This window comes from Luteolibacter sp. (genome assembly GCF_039920825.1).
In the GTDB taxonomy this organism is placed as follows: domain Bacteria; phylum Verrucomicrobiota; class Verrucomicrobiia; order Verrucomicrobiales; family Akkermansiaceae; genus Luteolibacter.
The window spans coordinates 24487-42547 of record NZ_JBDSCX010000028.1 but is presented as its reverse complement, the minus strand read 5'-3'; the positions used below and the strand labels follow the sequence as shown (position 1 = coordinate 42547).

The 18061-nt window shown below is 55.6% G+C and carries 19 protein-coding genes; 9 read left to right on the top strand and 10 right to left on the bottom strand.

Features of this window, described 5'->3' with window-relative positions; genetic code table 11:
* Positions 1 to 20: 20 nt before the first annotated feature.
* From ABIQ96_RS07145 to ABIQ96_RS07120, 6 genes are all read right to left on the bottom strand, one after another.
* On the bottom strand, positions 21 to 857 hold the full coding sequence (locus ABIQ96_RS07145) for a hypothetical protein (protein ID WP_348213880.1): 837 nt from the start codon (positions 855 to 857) through the stop codon (positions 21 to 23).
* Between the two features lie 83 nt (positions 858 to 940).
* Positions 941 to 1582, bottom strand: coding sequence for a glycosyltransferase family 25 protein (locus ABIQ96_RS07140; protein WP_348213879.1), 642 nt, complete (start codon positions 1580 to 1582; stop codon positions 941 to 943).
* Positions 1583 to 1606: 24 nt separating this feature from the next.
* Positions 1607 to 2281: a glycosyltransferase gene (locus ABIQ96_RS07135; RefSeq protein ID WP_348213878.1), complete on the bottom strand. Its 675-nt coding sequence runs from the start codon at positions 2279 to 2281 to the stop codon at positions 1607 to 1609.
* Positions 2282 to 2444: 163 nt separating this feature from the next.
* The gene (locus ABIQ96_RS07130; protein ID WP_348213877.1) at positions 2445 to 3998 is read right to left on the bottom strand and encodes a hypothetical protein; all 1554 of its coding nucleotides are present in this window, start codon (positions 3996 to 3998) and stop codon (positions 2445 to 2447) included.
* A gap of 44 nt (positions 3999 to 4042) precedes the next feature.
* Entirely contained in the window at positions 4043 to 5068 is a 1026-nt protein-coding gene (locus tag ABIQ96_RS07125) for a MoaD/ThiS family protein (RefSeq protein ID WP_348213876.1), read from the bottom strand.
* A gap of 77 nt (positions 5069 to 5145) precedes the next feature.
* Positions 5146 to 5493, bottom strand: a complete 348-nt coding sequence (locus ABIQ96_RS07120) for a twin-arginine translocation signal domain-containing protein (protein ID WP_348213875.1) — start codon at positions 5491 to 5493, stop codon at positions 5146 to 5148.
* 72 nt (positions 5494 to 5565) lie between these two features.
* On the opposite strand from ABIQ96_RS07120, the gene ABIQ96_RS07115 reads away from it, so the two are divergent.
* The 5 genes from ABIQ96_RS07115 to ABIQ96_RS07095 all read left to right on the top strand — a co-directional run bounded on the left by ABIQ96_RS07115 (position 5566) and on the right by ABIQ96_RS07095 (position 11655).
* On the top strand, positions 5566 to 6717 hold the full coding sequence (locus ABIQ96_RS07115; RefSeq protein WP_348213874.1) for a GTP-binding protein: 1152 nt from the start codon (positions 5566 to 5568) through the stop codon (positions 6715 to 6717).
* An 84-nt stretch (positions 6718 to 6801) separates the two neighbouring features.
* Complete coding sequence (locus ABIQ96_RS07110; RefSeq protein WP_348213873.1) at positions 6802 to 7929, top strand: inorganic phosphate transporter; 1128 nt, start codon at positions 6802 to 6804, stop codon at positions 7927 to 7929.
* 28 nt (positions 7930 to 7957) lie between these two features.
* On the top strand, positions 7958 to 9010 hold the full coding sequence (locus tag ABIQ96_RS07105) for a hypothetical protein (RefSeq protein WP_348213872.1): 1053 nt from the start codon (positions 7958 to 7960) through the stop codon (positions 9008 to 9010).
* A complete protein-coding gene (locus ABIQ96_RS07100; protein WP_348213871.1) occupies positions 9007 to 9999 on the top strand; it encodes a UDP-galactopyranose mutase in 993 nt (330 codons plus the stop codon). The genes ABIQ96_RS07105 and ABIQ96_RS07100 overlap by 4 nt, the downstream gene beginning before the upstream one ends.
* A 996-nt stretch (positions 10000 to 10995) precedes the next feature.
* Complete coding sequence (locus ABIQ96_RS07095) at positions 10996 to 11655, top strand: hypothetical protein (RefSeq protein WP_348213870.1); 660 nt, start codon at positions 10996 to 10998, stop codon at positions 11653 to 11655.
* 183 nt (positions 11656 to 11838) lie between these two features.
* Here the strand turns inward: ABIQ96_RS07095 and ABIQ96_RS07090 are convergent, their stop codons facing one another.
* On the bottom strand, positions 11839 to 13122 hold the full coding sequence (locus ABIQ96_RS07090; RefSeq protein ID WP_348213869.1) for a DEAD/DEAH box helicase: 1284 nt from the start codon (positions 13120 to 13122) through the stop codon (positions 11839 to 11841).
* 159 nt (positions 13123 to 13281) lie between these two features.
* Between ABIQ96_RS07090 and ABIQ96_RS07085 the strand changes: the two genes are divergently transcribed.
* The 4 genes from ABIQ96_RS07085 to ABIQ96_RS07070 all read left to right on the top strand — a co-directional run bounded on the left by ABIQ96_RS07085 (position 13282) and on the right by ABIQ96_RS07070 (position 15682).
* Positions 13282 to 13698, top strand: coding sequence for a hypothetical protein (locus ABIQ96_RS07085; protein ID WP_348213868.1), 417 nt, complete (start codon positions 13282 to 13284; stop codon positions 13696 to 13698).
* Positions 13699 to 13765: 67 nt separating this feature from the next.
* Positions 13766 to 14155: a rhodanese-like domain-containing protein gene (locus ABIQ96_RS07080; protein WP_348213867.1), complete on the top strand. Its 390-nt coding sequence runs from the start codon at positions 13766 to 13768 to the stop codon at positions 14153 to 14155.
* 99 nt (positions 14156 to 14254) lie between these two features.
* Positions 14255 to 15217 carry a YafY family protein gene (locus tag ABIQ96_RS07075; protein ID WP_348213866.1) on the top strand — a complete coding sequence of 321 codons (963 nt, stop codon included), beginning with the start codon at positions 14255 to 14257 and terminating at the stop codon, positions 15215 to 15217.
* A gap of 93 nt (positions 15218 to 15310) precedes the next feature.
* Complete coding sequence (locus ABIQ96_RS07070) at positions 15311 to 15682, top strand: VOC family protein (protein ID WP_348213865.1); 372 nt, start codon at positions 15311 to 15313, stop codon at positions 15680 to 15682.
* A gap of 55 nt (positions 15683 to 15737) precedes the next feature.
* Here the strand turns inward: ABIQ96_RS07070 and ABIQ96_RS07065 are convergent, their stop codons facing one another.
* The 3 genes from ABIQ96_RS07065 to ABIQ96_RS07055 form a co-directional block, all read right to left on the bottom strand.
* Positions 15738 to 16031 (bottom strand): hypothetical protein, encoded by a 294-nt coding sequence (locus ABIQ96_RS07065; RefSeq protein ID WP_348213864.1) that lies wholly within the window; start codon positions 16029 to 16031, stop codon positions 15738 to 15740.
* A gap of 1076 nt (positions 16032 to 17107) precedes the next feature.
* The gene (locus ABIQ96_RS07060) at positions 17108 to 17494 is read right to left on the bottom strand and encodes a hypothetical protein (RefSeq protein WP_348213863.1); all 387 of its coding nucleotides are present in this window, start codon (positions 17492 to 17494) and stop codon (positions 17108 to 17110) included.
* A gap of 46 nt (positions 17495 to 17540) precedes the next feature.
* Positions 17541 to 18032 carry a DUF6714 family protein gene (locus tag ABIQ96_RS07055; RefSeq protein ID WP_348213862.1) on the bottom strand — a complete coding sequence of 164 codons (492 nt, stop codon included), beginning with the start codon at positions 18030 to 18032 and terminating at the stop codon, positions 17541 to 17543.
* Positions 18033 to 18061 lie beyond the last annotated feature (29 nt).

The window sequence follows — 18061 nt, the reverse complement described above, 5'->3', positions numbered from 1 at the left end:
CAGTTCTTAAAACGACTGGGTTAAAGGGATTCATCAGGTTCTCGGATCGCCAAAGAACGGTACGACTTCAACACATCTGTCCCGTCCAAGTAATCTCGTTGTGGGAAAAACGCATAGTGGCTCACCACCGCTCCGCCACAGATCACGTTAGCCTTCATCAGGTCGCGCGGCCCCTGGTTGCACAGGAAGTGCTCATCATCTCCCTCCACATTCAGTTGGGCCATGTCCTCGCCCAGCCAGCAGACAAAATTGATGGAAACCCTCTCCCCGGCCACCGTGATGAACTGCCGGAACGCCTGCTCATGCATTTGTAAATCGCCAGTCTCCAAGTTCCCTAAAAAACTCCGGTGCATGGCTTCCGCCCACAGTCCACTGGCCCACGCATTCCCTCCTCCTGGCGTGTCCACAAGCATGGGGGCATCCGCCACCAACCCCGTCCGCTGTCGCAGAAAATCGCACCACCCATTGTTCACCGTATTGGCAAACACCAGAAAATACTCGGGATGCTCCAGCCTGAACGTCAGCAGATTCCAAATGGCATTCGGAGCAATGAACACGATGTCATCGTCCACCTTGATCACAATCGTATCCTCTTTCCGATACTCGGGAAGCGCATAGAATAGCGTCACCGTGGCGTTGCCATCCGGCTCGGCAGGGCACATCACCATCTTGAAAAAATCCGGGCAAGCATCGCACTGCCGCTGCATCCAAGCCAGATCCTCCACATCTTTGGTGTTCGCCCAAAAATGGTGCTCATCAATGAGTCCGCGTTGATTCAGCAGGTACGGCAATTGCACTTCCATATACCTCCTCCTTCCTGCCGGGCAGACTGAAATGACTCGTTTTCCTTCGATCATGATTTAGGGGCCGTTGAGACAGAGTTCCATGCCAGCTGCGGACGGGGACAGTTAGGAAGCGCATCCCAGGTTTTCGCCTTGGCTCATTTAGCAGAAATGACGGTGCGGTCAATATCCGCAGGCATGCTCCAATCTCCATCAATGAGCCGTTCGTTGATGTCGTAGAAATCGAAAATCCCCTGTCGGCTGATCTCAATCAACTGCACATCGAACGGCATTCTTGGCAGGCGATGGCATCTCAGGATGTGCTTCGCGAGTTTGCGCGAAATAATGTAGCCGATGGTCAGGACATTCGTCACGGCGAGCTTATTGAAAACCTCTCCGCGCTCCTCCACCCGGTAGCTTGGGGTGAAATGATTGCCGATGTCATGGAGCTGGATGTGATCGGCATCGTCTGGCAGTTGATCCCAGATGTTATTCAACGTCAGGTTCGCCGCGTCGCCGAATACAAAGTCATCCTCCAGCACCAATCCATAATCGAGTCCGTAGTCATCGATCCTCTCCATGATCCCGATGTGGGAATGGTAGGCGGCCACTTCTCCATCGGCGAGCGGATTTGGGTTCACACCTCGGACAAGCAATTCCGGCCTCACCTGGCGGGCGTCGAAGGCATCGACAATCTCAAAGGGGAGATCGACATTCGCAAGCTGTTTGAGAACCTGCAATCGCCGTTTTCGTGCCCGTCTCAGCGAAATCACAAATAGTTTCCAGTGGTGTGTGTTCATGAATTTATCTCTCTTCTCAATTCATCAGCCGTCCTTGTAGCCATCCTGCCGCCACACGCCGTGGACGAGGTGGACGCCATACTTGCCGAAGCCTGCTCTTTTGGATTTCAGCATCTTCACATCCTTCCACTGTTCACGATGCCGATAGTAAACCGAGGTCACCGCGTCCGGTCCGGTGGAGTGCAGCACATCCAGATCGTTGCAATCCTCCGCCTCGAAGGTCTCGGTCCTCACCACCAGTTCATCGAGCAGGGCGAGCAGGAAGGGATGCCCGGCCATCGCGCCGAAGGCATAGTTGGCCAGCGTCAGCTTCTCCTCACGGGTTCGCAGCCACTCGGGATAGCGGATGCGGAAGGTCTTGTCGTCGATCTCATGCTCGAAGGCAAAAACAGCATGCTCCCTGCACAGCGGATCGAGCCGGGCTTCCAGCATGAAGTCCGTATCCAGATAGAATCCCCCGAGGCGATAGACCGCCAGCAATCGGAACAAATCCGCCTTCTGCACCGGGCGGGGATACCATTCGTAGAGTTCCAAATAATCCGGCAGTTCCTTCTGGATGAAATCCCGGCAATCGCCGTCCGAGAAAAACAGGAACTCCCATTTCGGGTGCATCTCCTGCATCAGGTGCATGCAGTATTTCAACTTCGGCTCCAGCGTGTGCTGGGAGACATGGGTACAGATGATGCGCTTGGGGATCATGGGAAATCAGAGTTTACCGCAAAGGCGCGAAGGTCGCCAAGGGGACGCAGAGAGGAAAACATTCTTGCGCCCTTCTTGCTCCTTTTTGCGGCTAAAATCATTCATTCTCTTCACTTCAATGTTCGATGTTGGGCGTTCAATGTTCGATGTTCAAAGAGAGTCGTCAACGCACCTTCCACCCCATCTGTTTCGCCGTGGTATCAGCAAAGGCAACCTTTCCTTGATCCATCCAAGCCCTGAGCAGAATTTCCGCTTTCACGAACGGAATTTGACTGACCAGCCCTGCCCGAAACTTCCGGGAAAAGTCCGTTTTCCACAGTGTCATCGGCCCTTCCAACTTCGGAACTTTCAGGAGTTTGCCTTCACCCCACACTTTCTCATCAAGCGCGTTGCTTCGCGCCCAATCGGCAATAGCAGACGTAATTTTGATGAAGTAGTAGCCACAGAAAACCAGGTCACAGTCACCGTAGCGACGGTCGAGAAATAGCTCCCCTCCGTCCGATGAAAGATGAAGCAGCGGATTGAGATCCACGAACCACGGCCCGGCCACATTGGCACTTGCACCCGCCAAGAACGACGGGAGGTCTCCCGTGTAATTTGGAAATTTCTCGACCTCATCGCGCTGAGTGTGATTAAAAATCCCCTGAAGCGCGCCGATTTTTTTACGAGCCCTTTTGACCACAGTTGTTTCGGATCTGATTCTTAGCCGAGCTCCATCCTTCCACTCAGCCCAGGGTCGAATCACATCCCCAAGTGCGGACTCGGGATTCGGATAGTTGATCAGTTCACTTTTCGGACTTGCCCAGGTGCAATATTCGATATCAAGGGCAAAAAATTGCCCCAGCGAAGGAATGTCCCAAGGAACAAAAGTAAGAAGCCCCTCATAAGCCATTCGCGGATACATCACAGCCAGCAAAAACCATTCATCAAAGCCATAGTCTGGCCAAGCGGAACCAGCGATTCGATTTTCCCGCAGCCCAGCCAACTCGCACTTGGCAGGCATAGTCCCCTTCAGATTGTGCCAAATAAACGCCCGCATCAACTGCCGCATCGGATACGACTTTGTGCTGCGGAATTGTGCCGCACTCATCGGCCGATAGCCTTCCCCCATACTCCCGCTGAGGTTATAAGGCGTCCTCCAACCGCCAACACCTACCTTTCGTGCAGCCTCAGTTCTGGCAAGATCCGATAACACATGCTCAACGCGATCTGAATCCGTAATCGTCACGGGAAAAAAATCCGAAGCCTCCTCCAACGCAAGAAATCTCCACATCGCTCCTGGATTGTGGCAAATGGAGCTGTTTTTCATCAAATATACTTCACATCCCACCTTCACCAGATCATCAATAAGAAAGCTCAGGTCATTTGCCAGATAGACACGCAACGCAATATCAGGCTCGGATTTTCGGAGCATCTTGGCCCCTTCGATCAGCGGCACCACATAACTTTCCCATGGATCATATCGACGTGCCAGCCCCAACTCACTTGCGTTGACCATTAAGTCCCGCGAAATGGGTGGCAATTCCCCCTGAGCAACCCCGTCATGCTTCCAAAAAAGACTTGTGGAGACCAAATGCCGACAGCCAATCCGTTGGTTGCAAATCACATCAACTTCGAACAAAAAACGGAGATTTATTTTCTCCTCCTCGGACGATCTTTCGTCAAAGACATCGGCCATCTCATCGACCAAAACCGGAAATACCTCTGTCCAACTCATCCAACAAAAATATGGTATTAATTATTTAGCCAGTCCCCGCAATATTACTTCGATTGGCTCAATATCCACGCTTGAGCCGCTTGAGGCCCTTCCTTGATCCTGATTTCTAAAAACTGATTCACAACCTCAGGCGAAGAATTTTCCAAAATATTGCCCTTTTTCACCAATTCGATGTTTTGATTAAATTCAATTTCCAGCTTTTTGATAAGGTCTCCCACAGTCCCCAGCTCGCCTCCTAGCTTATCATTGGACGACAAGTTGCCCAATATCTCATACATTATGCCGAAATATTGAGAAGGTCCATTATATAAGGAATAGGAAGACAACTCCTTGAACGATTCGGCCACAGTCAGATATTTATTTACGATTTGTATTTTTTGATCTTTGGTCTCCGCACCCTCAATTTCGATCTTACTACCTAGAGCGAGGGAGCGCCCCCCACGGAACAAAATCTCGTCATCTTTACTGTTTAATGATGACAACAGTGCTTCCGCATCCAGTCGGTCCGTGCCTATGGATTCAAGTGCCTGTCTTTGGTTGTCTATTGCATCTCCGAAACCAAAGGAAAATTCGTCGGCGAGCATACCATTATGAATTAGATCCAAAAAGGCATCTTTGTCCTTGGGCCTACCACTATTATTGTCCTCCAGAGCAATTGTCGCCGCAATCAGATAGCCCTGCATTTGCCTGGGATTCAACTTGCAATAAAGATTCGCGAACTCCTTCCTTTCTGCCACCGACTGCGACGAGTCGCTCGCGAGACAAAGCATGGCTCCGGCATTGGCTGTGTATTTTTTAAGCTCCCCAAGCAGAGATTTATCTTTGGTCAATAGAAAGACGGCAACCAATGATTCAACACTCCTGTTATTTGCTCCGAGGTAGTTTTTAAATTCTGCCAACTGAAATTCAGGAAAATTTTTGTGAGCCATTAAATCGACACGTCTGGCGGTCGTTCGCGACAATCTCGTCCGTTTATTCCAAGAGATATCGCCACCAGAGTTACTTTTCGAAACATGAGGATCTTTCCTCATATTAACGGCAGTCACCAGATCCGCTGCATCTGATGGCATCGTTAGTCGAAAAATAGACAATCCAGCGAAGACCAAGACTGCGATAACCGCCAACACCCGAAAAGTAAGAACCCGTCTCATGTCTGGTCGCATCCTGTCTTGCCATTGACGATAGGACACCAAATCCAATCCTCGGGATTATCGTAAGTAATATCTCCAACGATATCAGGATTTTCTTTGCACTGAATGGTCTGACCTCCATTTCCCGTGCATGTGTAGTAATACTTACCATCCCCTCCCGCTTGCGAGAAGCAATTCAAATGATTCAAAACGACATCTTTTCTCTGACAAGCCAGTCCGGTGTCCAACTTGCTAACAATCATTCCGTGCACCAGTCCCGAAAAAAGCGTGGTTACAGAAATCCCAACCGCGAGAGCGGTCGTTTTCTTCATGAAGGAACGGCGTGTGGTGTTTTGAATATTCATCGAACTGATAGGTTGAAATTTCTGACAGAAGAGGGTTGCAAAAAAAAAATCGACCCTAGCAAGGTCTTTTTCGTGATTTCTTCAAACCCTATCGAACAGCGGGCCTCCGACAAGCAGAAACGCTTGATCCTGGTAGGCGGATTCCTCGGCGCGGGCAAAACCACGCTCATTGGAAAGCTGATCCGGCACCTTCAAACAGGCGGCTTGCGCTGCGGAGTGGTGACGAACGATCAGGCGACGGGACTGGTAGATACCGCGCTGGCGGAAACGCTGGATGGCGCGAGGATCTCCGAGATCGCGGGCGGTTGTTTCTGCTGCAAGCTGGATCAACTGGAGGGAATGCTCACCGGTCAGTGGCAGGACGACCCGGCCTCCAGCCCGGACGTGATCGTGGCGGAGCCGGTGGGAAGCTGCACGGATCTGATCGCCACGGTGGTGCTGCCGCTGCGGCGGATCTATGGCGAGGCGGTGGTGATCTCTCCCTTCAGCGTGGTGCTGGACGGAAGGCGGGCGCTGGCCAGTCTTGGCGGGCGGCGGACTCCGGGAGATTTCTCAAAAGATGTCGGCTACATCTACCGGAAGCAGATCGAGGAAGCGGAAATCGTGGTGGTGAACAAGAGGGATCTGCTGACGGGGGAGGATGTGGCGGATTTGCTGGCACGGATCGAATCCAACTTTCCCGAAAAAGAAGTTTTCCTGCTATCCGCCAGGACCGGTGAGGGCTTGGCAGAATGGGCGGAGAGGATCACCGCCACGGAAACCGCCCCGCAGCGACTGATGGAGGTGGACTATGAACGATACGGCATCGGCGAGGCGCTGCTGGGCTGGTGCAACGCGGAAGCGGAGGTGACCTGCCAGCACCCGGAAAACGGGGATTCGTTCCTCAGCCGCTTGTCACTTGCGATTTCAAGCACCCTCGCGGAACAATCCTTCGAGGTGGCCCACTTCAAGATGGCGCTCACCGATGCGGACGGTCGGCTCGGGGTGATCAATCAGGTCCTGAGCGGCACGGCCCCGGAGATTTCCCGTTCCTTCGGCGGAGATTTCCGCCACGGGCGGCTCACGGTCAATCTGCGTGCGGAAGGTGATCCTGATCGGTTGCGGGAAATCGTGGAGCAATGCGTTAGACAGATCTCTCAGGATGGAGTGACGGCGGAGTTGCGGGAGATGGCGGCCTTCCGGCCGGGACAGCCGGTGCCGGTGGAGCGCGTGACGATGCTGTGAGAAAAGAGTTTACCGCAAAGACGCGGAGGTCGCCAAGGGACGAGGAGGAAGAATTTTCCTAACTTTCTTAAAAACTGACTCACGATGACACTTCTTCTCATTCTGACGGTCTGCTTCCTGGCTTGGTCTAACGGGGCCAATGACATTTTCAAGGGAGTCGCCTCGCTGTATGGCTGCGGGGCGGCGAACTATCGGACGGCACTGTGCTGGGGAATCCTGTCCACCGCCGCAGGTTCGCTCTCCGCCATCGTGCTGGCCGCCGGGTTGCTCGGAAAATTCTCCGGCAAGGGGCTGGTCCCGGACACCTTGGCAGGAATGCCGGAGTTCCTCGTCGCCGTGGCGTTGGCTGCTGGAATGACTGTGCTCCTTGCAACATGGCTGGGTTTCCCGATCTCCACGACCCATGCACTGACGGGCGCGATGCTCGGCAGCGGATGGATGGCGGTCGGCAGCGGGGTGAAGCTGGCGGTTCTTGGAAAAGGTTTCCTGCTGCCGCTGCTGCTGAGTCCGGTGCTGGCGATGGTGGCAGGCTCGCTCATCTATCTGTGTCTGCATGGGAGTCGCTTGGCACTCCGGATTCCTAAGGAGTGGTGTTTCTGCCTAGGCCTGGAACGACAGACTCTGCCGGTTCCCCAACCGGTCTCGATGTTCGTCGCGCAGGAATCAGCTCCCCAAGTGACGGCGGAATGTGGTACACTCATGGAGTGTCATGAACGGTATCAAGGAAAATTCATCGGGCTTGAAAGTCAGAAGGCGATGGATTTCGCCCATTTTCTGAGTGCCGGCGCGGTGGGATTCGCCCGGGGGCTGAATGACACTCCAAAAATGGCGGCACTGCTGCTGGTGGTCCCTCAGATCAAAGTGCCATGGGCGATGGTGATTGTCCTCATCTCCATGAGCATCGGCGGACTGCTGGGTGCGCGGCGAGTAGCGGAAACCATGGCAAAGAAGATCACCCGCATGAATCACGGCCAAGGATTCTCGGCGAATCTGGGGACCGCGCTGCTCGTGACCTCGGCCAGCGTGTGGGGCCTCCCGGTCTCCACCACCCACGTCTCGGTGGGAGCGCTCACCGGCATCGGAATGGTCAATGGCAAGGCGGATCTCCCTGTCATCCGCAAGGTGCTCCTGTCATGGATCATCACGCTGCCCTGCGCCGCCGTGCTCGGCATGGCCGCCTACCGGATTCTGCAAATTTTCTCCAATCCCTAAAACCCCTACCCCAAAGACAACCGAACCGATGAGCTGGACCGATGCATTTCCCGTGATGAGTGACGAAATGGTGGAGGAGTTCGAACAACTCGCCACCCCGGCGGAAAGGGCCGAACTGGAAGAATGGTATGGCGTGAAGGAGATCTTCAATGCTCAGGGCAATCCGCATTTGGTGAGCTTTTCGCTGTTTTGGAAACCCAGTAGCGCCAGTAAGAAGATTTATCCCACTCCGACACGTGAGATCCTGCAGACTGCGGGCGAACTCGGACTGGACCTGCGGTTCGAGCCATGGCCGCACTACATCCAACCGGTGCTGGATACGGTCCCGGCACTGTTGAGCAAATTCGACGATGTGACGGCACGAGTCTATCTGGCGGCGGATCTGGATTTCCTCGTGCCTGACTTCGTGGAGGCGGGATGCGAAGTCTATCTGATGCGTCATTCATCACTGGCCCATGCGCCGGGCGTGGCCTGGCGCTTGTTAGCCTTCACCGAAAAGGATCGTCTAGTCACCATGATCGACTCGGACGGCATCCGGGACGTTGCGCTCGACCTCAAACGGACGCGGACGATGCAGAAAACCGGCCTCGGTTGTTGGCGGGAGCCTGTCTGCTTCGATTACGACGGAAGTGGAAAAGTGATCTACAATGCCTTCCGGGGATGTCACATGGGTCTCGTCGGTGGCTGGCCGATGGAAAAGCTCCTGCACGCCTTCACCTGGCATTCCATCCGGGGAAATTTCCCCACCACAGTCGAACTGCCGGGATGTAGTCCCAGGCCGATCGGCAGCGGGTATTGGCCGGATTTCGGATTCGAGGAATGGTTTCTCACCGTGGCGATGTATCCGCGACTGGCGGCAAAAGGCATGTTGACCTTTGTGCCCACTGGAACCCATTCATCGCTGCTCCTGATGGACATCGAATATGTGACCTGGGCGAATCCGAAGAGCGAGCTGGTAATTTTTCCAAGCGGATCATCCTGCTGCGGTCCCGGTCCGGTGATGGTGGAGACTGCTTCCACTGAAACCATTCAGGAAGAAGCTGACATCATTCCATTTCACGCTCTGGAAGGCGCTGTATGAAAATCGTCGTGGTGGGAGCCGGTCTGGCCGGATCCGTGGCGGCGCGGCTGCTGACCGACGCCGGGCACCGGGTGGAGATCTTTGAATCGCGCGGGCACATCGGCGGGAATTGTTATGATGCGTGGCAGGACGGGGTGATGGTCCATCAGTATGGGCCGCATTGTTTCCACACGGACAAGCCTGCGGTGTGGGAATTTGTGAATCGGTTCACGAGATTCCGGGAAACCGCCTGCGCGGTGGTGGCGAACACGCGGCTCGGACAGATCCCCATTCCTTTCAATGATATCTCGGCAGAAATCGCGGGGGATCTATCGCCAGAAAAAATCCGGGATCTGTTGTTCGTGGATTACAGCGAGAAGCATTGGGGCGTGCCGTGGGCGGAGATTCCACGCGCCATCACCGGGCGCGTGCCACAGCGGCGGGTGGGCCGGGACTGCCGCTATCACCTGGACCAATGGCAGGGCGTGCCGGTGCAGGGATTTACCAAGATGTTCGAGGCGATGCTGGAAGGGATTCCGGTGCATCTCAATTCCACCGAAGAAGAGTGGCGGAGTGCCCCGGCGGATCACATCATTTTCAGCGGTTCCATCGACGATTATTTCGCGAAGGCGATGGGAGTGCTGGAGTATCGTTCGCTCGAATTCGAATACACGCTGGAAGCCAAGCGCGAGCATTTCCAGATCAACGAGTGCAACCGTGAAAAAGCCTGGACGCGGGCGGTCGATCATTCGCACTGGCTGGACCAGAACGTGGAGCAAACGGTGATCGGTCGGGAGTTTCCCTGCGAGTGGGACGGGACAAATACACGCTTCTATCCAAAGCCGTTCGGCGGAAACCCGGAGAAGTTCCAGAAATATTGGGAAGCCGCGAAAGCCGAGCGCGGGGTGACTTTCCTCGGCAGATTGGCGACTTACAAGTATCTGGACATGGATGACGTGGTGGCGCAGGTGATGGTGAAGCTGGGGGATAAGTTGATGGTTGAGAGTTGAGATTTGATTGAAAGAGAAGAGCCGTTATGGCGCTGTAGCGGCGATCACCGGTCGCCCCGAATTCATGGGTGCCTGGGCCCGGTTCATGGCTTCGCTTTGGCGGAAAAAACCGGGTCAATGACGGCCGGAAAGATACCCTGTTCGTCCCAAAGGCAATTGAGTCCGGCAAAGACTTAACCCTGTCCGGAGCAAAGACAGTTAAGTCCGAGCCGTCCTTAACCTTGAATGGGACGACGATAACCCTGTTTGCGCCGAACTTAACCGCGTTCGGGTCGGACTTAACCTCAATCGAGTCCAACTTAACCCTGTTCGAGCCAAAGGTAACTTCATTTGGCCCGAACTTAACTCTGTGAGACCGGACATTAACCGTGTTCCAAGCAAACCGGGTTAAGTCCGGCGCAAAAGATACTCCGTCCGAGGCAAACGGAGTTAAGCCCGTGGCAAATGGGGTTAAGTATGGGTGGAAAAATACTCCGTGAGAGCCGGACTTAACTCTATTTGTCTCAGAAGATACCCTCCCCGGCCGGATTTGATAGAATCGAGCACTGAAAATCAACGGGAAGGAAGTTTTGTTGGATGGCAACCGCGGTTGCCGGTTCGTTCAGCCGGGGTTTTTCCCACCGGGCTTGGATTTCTCCATGGGATTGCTCGGACCGCGTTGACGGGCAGGTGCGGCCAGTTTCGCAAAGGCAATCCAGAAAGGAGATGGGGCATTTCCAACTAATCCAGAAGAAGATGGGGAAACGCGTTAAAATCCTCAGCGGCGACCAGCTCGACCTGCAGGGATATTGATGCGCCGAAGAATCAAGTCAGCCTGCCGGATCGTCCGAACTGGCAGCCCTTGCCCAACTTCATCCTTGAAGCCAAGATTGGCATATCGTACCACGATTTGAATCAAACCCTTTTTCGGCTACGCGGATTTTCAGGAGGACCAACGGTTGGCGGCCCCGCCCGTTTCATAGTTAGATTTTGCCGCCCGCCATCAAATCCAAATTCATGAAACTCATCCTGCTCATCGCCACTCTCTTTATCCCGGTCGTCCAAGGAAAGGATGTTGATGATGTGTTGGTGAGCTGCCGGTTCCTGGGTTTCGAACCGGCCAAAGACGGGACCACCTCGCTGGTCGCCCCGGGCAAGGACGGCAAGCCGGAAACCATCGCACTCACCATGGGAGAAACTCTCTCCAAACCGGTCGTCCTCAAATCGGAACAGGGAATGATCACCTTCCGAAAGGGAGAATCGGATACCGCTGCGGCCGCCACGGCAAAAATCCCGGCTGGCACCAAGGATGCCATCATCCTCTTTATTCCGACCGAAAAGGAAGGTCTTATCCTTGAGACCCTTGTCGTGGATTCATCGGCCAAGGCCTTTCCACCAGGCAACAGTATCGTTGTGAATCACTGCCCACAAAAGGCGAAAATCACCATGGGAGAACATGTGATTGATATCAAACCCGATGAATCCGTCGCCGTGGCACGCCCCAAGGAAATCGACGAATTCAACATGGTCAACGTCAAGTCCGAGTTGGAAACCGACGGAACATGGCGTATCGCCTCCGAATCTAACATCCGATTCGTACAAACCCAGCGCAATCTGTTTGTGATGCATATCGATGCCGAAACGAAACGTCCCCGATTCTGGTTTTTTCAGGAGTGATTCCACCTCCCGGAAATAGGGACGCAAAGCCCGGCGGATAAAGAGCCACGACACGTTTGTCGTGGGGTGAATGCGAAGAAAAAGCGGGATCTATTAAAGGCGCTTTCTTTTTCACCCCATTCGCAGGCACCACAGCAAGAAGTGTGGTGCCTCCATAGTGACCTGGCCCGGAGTCGATGCTCCCTATTTCCTGCCACGCTTGTCCGTTGGCTTCTTCGAGGCGGGCTTTTTCGGCGCGGACTTCGCAGTCTGCTTTGCTTCGATTTCGCGCGTGCGTTTCCGCCAGTCGCGCTTCTCCGGTTTCTCGCCCGCCGCGGGTGCGGGAGTCGTGGCGTGGTAGTCGAATCCTCTCAAGCGTTTCCGCTCAAGGCGCTGGCCGATGGAGAGTTCGGTCATCCCTAACAAATTAAGATCCCCCTTGGGGACAAAGCTGATCGCCTCGCCCTGTGCCTCCGCCCGGCCGGTGCGGCCGATGCGGTGAACATAGTCCTCGGGATTGACCGGGAAATCGTAGTTCACAACGTGGGAAACCCCGTCGATGTCGATACCACGCGCGACGATGTCGGTTGCGACAAGAACCTGCACTTTTCCATCTTTGAAATCCTGAAGCGCCTGAAGCCGTTGTTCCTGCGAGCGGCTGGAGTGCAACCTCGCGACCTTCACTCCGGCGAGTTTTAGGAAATTCGTGAGGACGTTCGCACCATCCTTCATCCGCACGAAAACGAGGACTCGGGTGAAATGCGACTGCCGGAGGAGCGCCAGCAGCATCTGGCTTTTCAAATGCGCGGGCACTTCATAGACGCACTGGACCACGGTATCCGCCGGGTTCGAGCGCTTTCCGATCTGCACCATCTTCGGCTGATAGAGAAACCGCCGGGCCAGCGACTCGACCTCTTTGGACAGGGTCGCGGAGAACATCAGTGTCTGCCGCCGCTTGGGCAGATCTTTGATGATGGTTTCGATGTCCGGCAGGAATCCCATGTGAAGCATCCGGTCCGCTTCATCGAGCACCAGCATTTCAAGCATGCTGAAATCGACCTTCTGGCGTTCCATCAAATCGATCAAACGTCCCGGTGTGGCGACGATCATGTCCACGCCCTTGCGCACGGCTTTGATCTGAGCCTCCTCTTCCACCCCGCCGAAAATCGCCGCCACGCGGATGGGCAGGCCATTTCCATAGGCACGGATGTTTTCCATGATCTGGAGGGCGAGTTCCCGGGTCGGCGCGAGAATGAGCGCCTTCGTTCCGCGCGGTTGGCCCTGTTGGTTCGCCAGGGAAATGCGGTGGAGCATCGGCAGCACAAAAGCCGCGGTCTTGCCGGTTCCGGTCTGCGCGATGGCGATCAGGTCGTTTCCCTGCATCACCTTGGGAATCGCCGCCACCTGCACCGGAGTCGGGCGGGTGTATCCTGCTTTTTGAATGGCGCGGAGAATGTCCTTCCCGAGTCCGAAGTTGCTGAACGGCATAGGCGAAGCCTACGCTGCGGGGACTGCCGATGGCACGGATATAAATAAACGACTCGATTCTTTCCGCGCAGCGGGTCGCCCGGTTGCACCGTGAAAAATACTGCTCTAGCAGCTTTAACGCTTCACAGACCCGGAAATCCCTTGTTAAGAATTCCGCCGATGAAAATTTCCACAACCACACTACTGCTGGCGACGGGCCTGATGCTCGCTCAAACGAGCTGCCAAACCCAACAAACGATCACCAAAAACAACGCGGCTGCCGAGGAGTGGATGGCCCAACAGACCGCCGGTGCCCGCATCAACGTCTCCGGCAAATGGTTCGCCCAGAGCTGGGGTAATGCGACGCTGAAGCAATCCAGCCGCCAGATCACCGGCACCCTCGACACCTACGAAGTCAAAGGCGTGGTCAGCGGCAACAAGGCCTATCTCACCACCTGGGATTCGGGAAAATGCTACTACGCGGTCATTCTGACCCAATCCTCCGCCCACACCCTAACCGGCTCCTACACCGACGGCCCGACGTATCGTCCCGAGGCCAAGGATCAACGGCCGATCGAACTGCGCCGGTCCTATTGATCGGCGCATGAAATGGTCAATGATTCAGGGTTGAACATCGGATGTTCCGGCACGATTTTGCGAAACCATGAAATTACTTTTCAGCATGATACTCGCCGGGGCCTTGGCTGGCATTTCCACAGGTGCCGAAGAGGTGGCCAAGGACAAGCCGATCAAGGTGGGGCAGGCGGCTGCGGAGATTGCCTCAGGCAGCCAACTGCTCGACGTACGCACCAAGGAGGAATGGGACGAAGGCCATCTCAAGGGCGCGAAACTCGTCACACTTTCCGATGAAGGATTTGCGGACAAGGCCAAGGCCGTGATCGATACCAGGAAGCCGGTGGTCGTCTACTGCCACAGCGGCAAGCGCAGCGCGAAAGCGGCGAAACTGCTGCACGATGCCGGCTTCACCACGGTGCATGACATGGCCGGCGGCATTGTCGCATGGGAAAAGGAAGGCAAAGCGGTGGTGAAATGAATCCCGCCATCGCTGTTGCTTCATGGTCCCAAGATTCGTCCGCCCGTGATCTAACGAACATCTGCGGCGCTCCGGGTTCACTCAATTGTTAGGATTTTCATGAACCGCATCGACCGCCTCACCGGAATGATCCTGCTGCTGCAGGGCCAGCGCGTGATCACGGCCGAGCAGATCGCGGCTCATTTCGAGATCAGCGTGCGGACGGTCTACCGCGACCTCTCGGCGCTGGGAGAAGCGGGCGTGCCGATCATCGCCGAAGCGGGAGTGGGCTACAGCCTGATGCGCGGTTATCACATGCCGCCGGTGATGTTCACCGAGGACGAGGCGGCGGCACTTTTCATGAGCGGTGAGGTCACGGAGCAGGTCGCGGACGAATCTCTCCGGCAGTCGCTGAGATCGGCGCTGCTGAAAGTGCGCTCGGTCCTGCCGCAGGAAAAAAGAGACTACCTCCATCGGCTCAAGGACAAGGTTGGCGTCCGTTTCCGACAGGCCGGTGGCGACGACCGGCGCGAATCACTGATGCCGATCCAGGATGCGGTGGTGCGGAGGCGTTGTTTGGAAATCCGCTACAACACCGCCAACCGCGGAGCCATCACCCGACGTGTCGTCGAGCCGCTGGGCCTCGTGCTTTACGCACGGCAATGGCACCTGATCGCCTGGTGCCGGTTGCGCGAGGACGTGAGGGATTTCCGACTCGACCGCATGGCCTCGTGGGAGCTGCTCGATGAATGCTACGAAGGCCACCCGAATTTTTCCGTGAAGGAATTCCTGCGGGAAAACATCGAGAGCCACGAGCTGACGCCCGCAACCGTCATCGTGGAGCGAGAGGTGCTCGAACGCTTCCGCGCGGAAATGCCGTGCACACCACTGTCCGAGGAAACCCTGCCCGACGGCCGGGTGCGGCTGGAACTCCTGACATTTTCCCTCGCCTGGCTGACGGGGTGGTTGCTGGGTTTCGGTGTACGGGTGGAAGCGCTCGAACCGCCTGAACTCCGGGAAGCCGTCCGCGAGGCCGCGTTGGCGATCGCCGCCCGCCATGCCGGAGAATTCGCAGCCGTCTGAAAGTCTGCTGACATAGGGTTGTCAGTAGGCCGTGGTTGAATCCCCGTGTTGCCCGAAACGTCGGGCACCCAATCAACACCAACCATTACCACCATGAAAAACAACGCACTGAACTGGTTCGAGATCTTCACCAACGACCTCGCCAAAGCCACCGAATTCTACAACACCATCCTCAACACCACGCTCGTCCCCCCATCGACGGCAGGCTGTAACATGTCGATCTTCCCCAGCGATCTCGACAAGGGCGTCGGCGGAGCACTCACCCAAATGGAAGGCTGCAAGCCCGGCCCCGGCGGCACGCTGATCTATCTGAATGTAGAGGGAGATCTCGACGGCGTGCTGTCGCGGATTCCCGCGGCCGGAGGCAAGGTGGTGAAAGAACGCTTCGACATCACGCCCCATGGTTTCATCGGCATTTTCAGTGATCCCGAAGGAAATGTCGTCGGCCTGCACAGCATGTCCTGAGCTCCCGTTTCCGGCCCCGCCGTCACCAGCGGCGGGGTTGGAAAACCACCGTCAGTTAGATCAATTCACCGGTGATTTGCAGCCACTCGTCCGCCAGTGACATCGTGGATGCGGGCACCGGTTTTCCGGCACGCGAATACCAGTAGGCGGCGTTCGAGTGATCCCCCTCCTCGCGGTGCAGATACGCATGAATCCATGATCCCGCGCTTCCCGTGATTTCCTGACAGAGATCGTGCGCCGCATCCCATTGGCCCGCCTTGGCGAACCACAAGGCGCGCGCCGTGGTCGAAAGCCCGGCAGGCGGCGAGGCATCGGAAGCGGCGGAACGGGCGAGGTCTTGGGCGGTCATACGGGAAGTCTGGATGCGTTGTTTTGTGTCAGAGGCTGTCTGAAGAATGATGAATTCCTGTTATCGCGCAGGGATGCCGGGCGCAGAGATTCTTTACGGCGGATCATGTAAACCGGGCGGCTAGTGGTGGATCCCAGCAACTGCAAGGTACACCCGGTAGATCCAAAGTAGGGAAAACAGGCCCCCTACGATCTTGTTCGCCAAGCCAAACGGAACAACCTCCCCTTTCTTCTTATAATAGACGTTGCCGCTTAAAAGGATTCCCAAAGCGGCTGGAGCGAAAACCAGCCAGCACAGCCAGAAAAACCACTGCTTCCGGAAGAAGGGAACTTCCTCATAAGTCTTATACTTCCCAGCCTTCCCCATAGGTGGCGGTGTAGGGTCAGTGGTCGGGGAGTCATACGGATTCTCGTTCATCGCGGTTCTGGTATTGGCTTTATCTTTCTCTCGCCCAACGTTCAAAGCATAGGCAACGGCGGGGTCGAGCGTCCAGAGCGAAGCGCTCTAGCGGCGCTGACCATCAAGGCTTCTCTCTTTGATTGAAAGGCCGTCCCATGCCGTAGAACCAAGCTCGATCTCGATCAAAGGGAACCCGTGGCTTCTTTCCTTGGTGGAACAATCCATAAGTAATGACGAAGACCCCCTCGTGAAAGCCACGGGGGTAAATTCTGGGGCCTCTACGATCGGGGTAATCGAAGGCGGCAGAAATCACCGGACCGAGAGCATAAACGCCCACGCACCCGATCAAGGCCGTTAGCAACATTTTTTGAGGAAGCGCTCGCATGAGGTCCAAGCGATTTCAAGTGACTGAACCGCATCGTTTGATGGACCAAAGCATCCACGCCACACCGGCACCCGCTATCACGGCCATACTCCAGAAATCTCGCTCACTTCAAAGCGATGCTTGGTAAAGCCGCACCAACACATGGAATAGCAAAGGCAAGCGTCATCAACGAAAGGAGAAATCGGATTTTCATGATTTTTGTCGACCGTTTTAGGCCATCCGGCGGCGCGCAGGAAGCTCGAATTCAATTGGGCAGCGTGTCGCCATCGAATGCGTTGTCTTGTTCGCCGATTTAATTTCTGTTCGTCGAGCGCTCAATGTCGTCCGCCGTCCCGATCTTTCCGTCCTTTCCGGGCGAGCGGAATGCCCATCTCTTTCCCACTTGATCGAAGGTGGTTCTGATGGGGCGGCCCCAACCGTCCAAAATCCGCTCTCCTTGAATTCCGCAACTGTTCCAATCGATTTTCGATAATCTCAAAGTATCGATCAAATCCTCTGTTGTCCGCGGGAACTGGGCCGCTTCGATCTCGTCGATTCGTTCCGCTATTTGCGCGATGGCGAAACGCGTCTGTGTCTCGCGAATCTTGGAGGACGAAAAGAGGTTGAAGAGCCACGTCGAGATTCCGCTCGCGAACATCACGATCAGCAACATCGGCAGAAGCGTAACAGGAAATAGCATTCGATAGCTCATTCGATTTTTGGGGCGAAAAGTATCCCTAGCAGTGTTAATCGTGTCGGCTGCAGAGATGCAGGAATCGATCGACACAACGAAGTTGGTCAACGCCAAGCAGATCGAAGTGAGTCCGTCTTTCACAAGCCAGTCGAACCGCTTCCCATCCGCGATCCGGAAACTTGCGAAGGCAGTGGCACATAAACGCAGGCAGGTAGAAAAGCCAGCCACACGGATCGGAGAAAGTAAAATATTCCTGGCTACCCTCGATCGCTTGATCCGGGACTTCCTGCCACGTTTGCTCGGGGTCCAGGGCGTTGAGTTCGGCAACCCGCTCCTCCGACAGGTTCCATTCGTCGTCATAGCCCCTCGCAACGCTCAGCGTGATTCTTGGGCGGGGAACTCCGTCAAATGCGGATTCAATCTCGGGGATAAGCGCCCGCGCCTCCGACCTAGCAATTTCAGCTGCCTGAAGTTGGCACACGGTAGCGGGGTCGTAACCTCGAACCTTGCCCTCCGCCGCTGTGAGTTTTTCAGGCTCGGTCATATATGCAAAACGTTTGAGCCTCTCCGCGG

Bases quoted from the DNA above. Each gene is read 5' to 3' on its own strand.
- ABIQ96_RS07145 (WP_348213880.1), bottom strand. From the start codon at position 857: ATGATCGAAGGAAAACGAGTCATTTCAGTCTGCCCGGCAGGAAGGAGG.
- ABIQ96_RS07140 (WP_348213879.1), bottom strand. From the start codon at position 1,582: ATGAACACACACCACTGGAAACTATTTGTGATTTCGCTGAGACGGGCA.
- ABIQ96_RS07135 (WP_348213878.1), bottom strand. From the start codon at position 2,281: ATGATCCCCAAGCGCATCATCTGTACCCATGTCTCCCAGCACACGCTG.
- ABIQ96_RS07130 (WP_348213877.1), bottom strand. From the start codon at position 3,998: ATGAGTTGGACAGAGGTATTTCCGGTTTTGGTCGATGAGATGGCCGAT.
- ABIQ96_RS07125 (WP_348213876.1), bottom strand. From the start codon at position 5,068: ATGCCATCAGATGCAGCGGATCTGGTGACTGCCGTTAATATGAGGAAA.
- ABIQ96_RS07120 (WP_348213875.1), bottom strand. From the start codon at position 5,493: ATGAATATTCAAAACACCACACGCCGTTCCTTCATGAAGAAAACGACC.
- ABIQ96_RS07110 (WP_348213873.1), top strand. From the start codon at position 6,802: ATGACACTTCTTCTCATTCTGACGGTCTGCTTCCTGGCTTGGTCTAAC.
- ABIQ96_RS07105 (WP_348213872.1), top strand. From the start codon at position 7,958: ATGAGCTGGACCGATGCATTTCCCGTGATGAGTGACGAAATGGTGGAG.
- ABIQ96_RS07100 (WP_348213871.1), top strand. From the start codon at position 9,007: ATGAAAATCGTCGTGGTGGGAGCCGGTCTGGCCGGATCCGTGGCGGCG.
- ABIQ96_RS07095 (WP_348213870.1), top strand. From the start codon at position 10,996: ATGAAACTCATCCTGCTCATCGCCACTCTCTTTATCCCGGTCGTCCAA.
- ABIQ96_RS07090 (WP_348213869.1), bottom strand. From the start codon at position 13,122: ATGCCGTTCAGCAACTTCGGACTCGGGAAGGACATTCTCCGCGCCATT.
- ABIQ96_RS07085 (WP_348213868.1), top strand. From the start codon at position 13,282: ATGAAAATTTCCACAACCACACTACTGCTGGCGACGGGCCTGATGCTC.
- ABIQ96_RS07080 (WP_348213867.1), top strand. From the start codon at position 13,766: ATGAAATTACTTTTCAGCATGATACTCGCCGGGGCCTTGGCTGGCATT.
- ABIQ96_RS07075 (WP_348213866.1), top strand. From the start codon at position 14,255: ATGAACCGCATCGACCGCCTCACCGGAATGATCCTGCTGCTGCAGGGC.
- ABIQ96_RS07070 (WP_348213865.1), top strand. From the start codon at position 15,311: ATGAAAAACAACGCACTGAACTGGTTCGAGATCTTCACCAACGACCTC.
- ABIQ96_RS07065 (WP_348213864.1), bottom strand. From the start codon at position 16,031: ATGACCGCCCAAGACCTCGCCCGTTCCGCCGCTTCCGATGCCTCGCCG.
- ABIQ96_RS07060 (WP_348213863.1), bottom strand. From the start codon at position 17,494: ATGCTATTTCCTGTTACGCTTCTGCCGATGTTGCTGATCGTGATGTTC.
- ABIQ96_RS07055 (WP_348213862.1), bottom strand. From the start codon at position 18,032: ATGACCGAGCCTGAAAAACTCACAGCGGCGGAGGGCAAGGTTCGAGGT.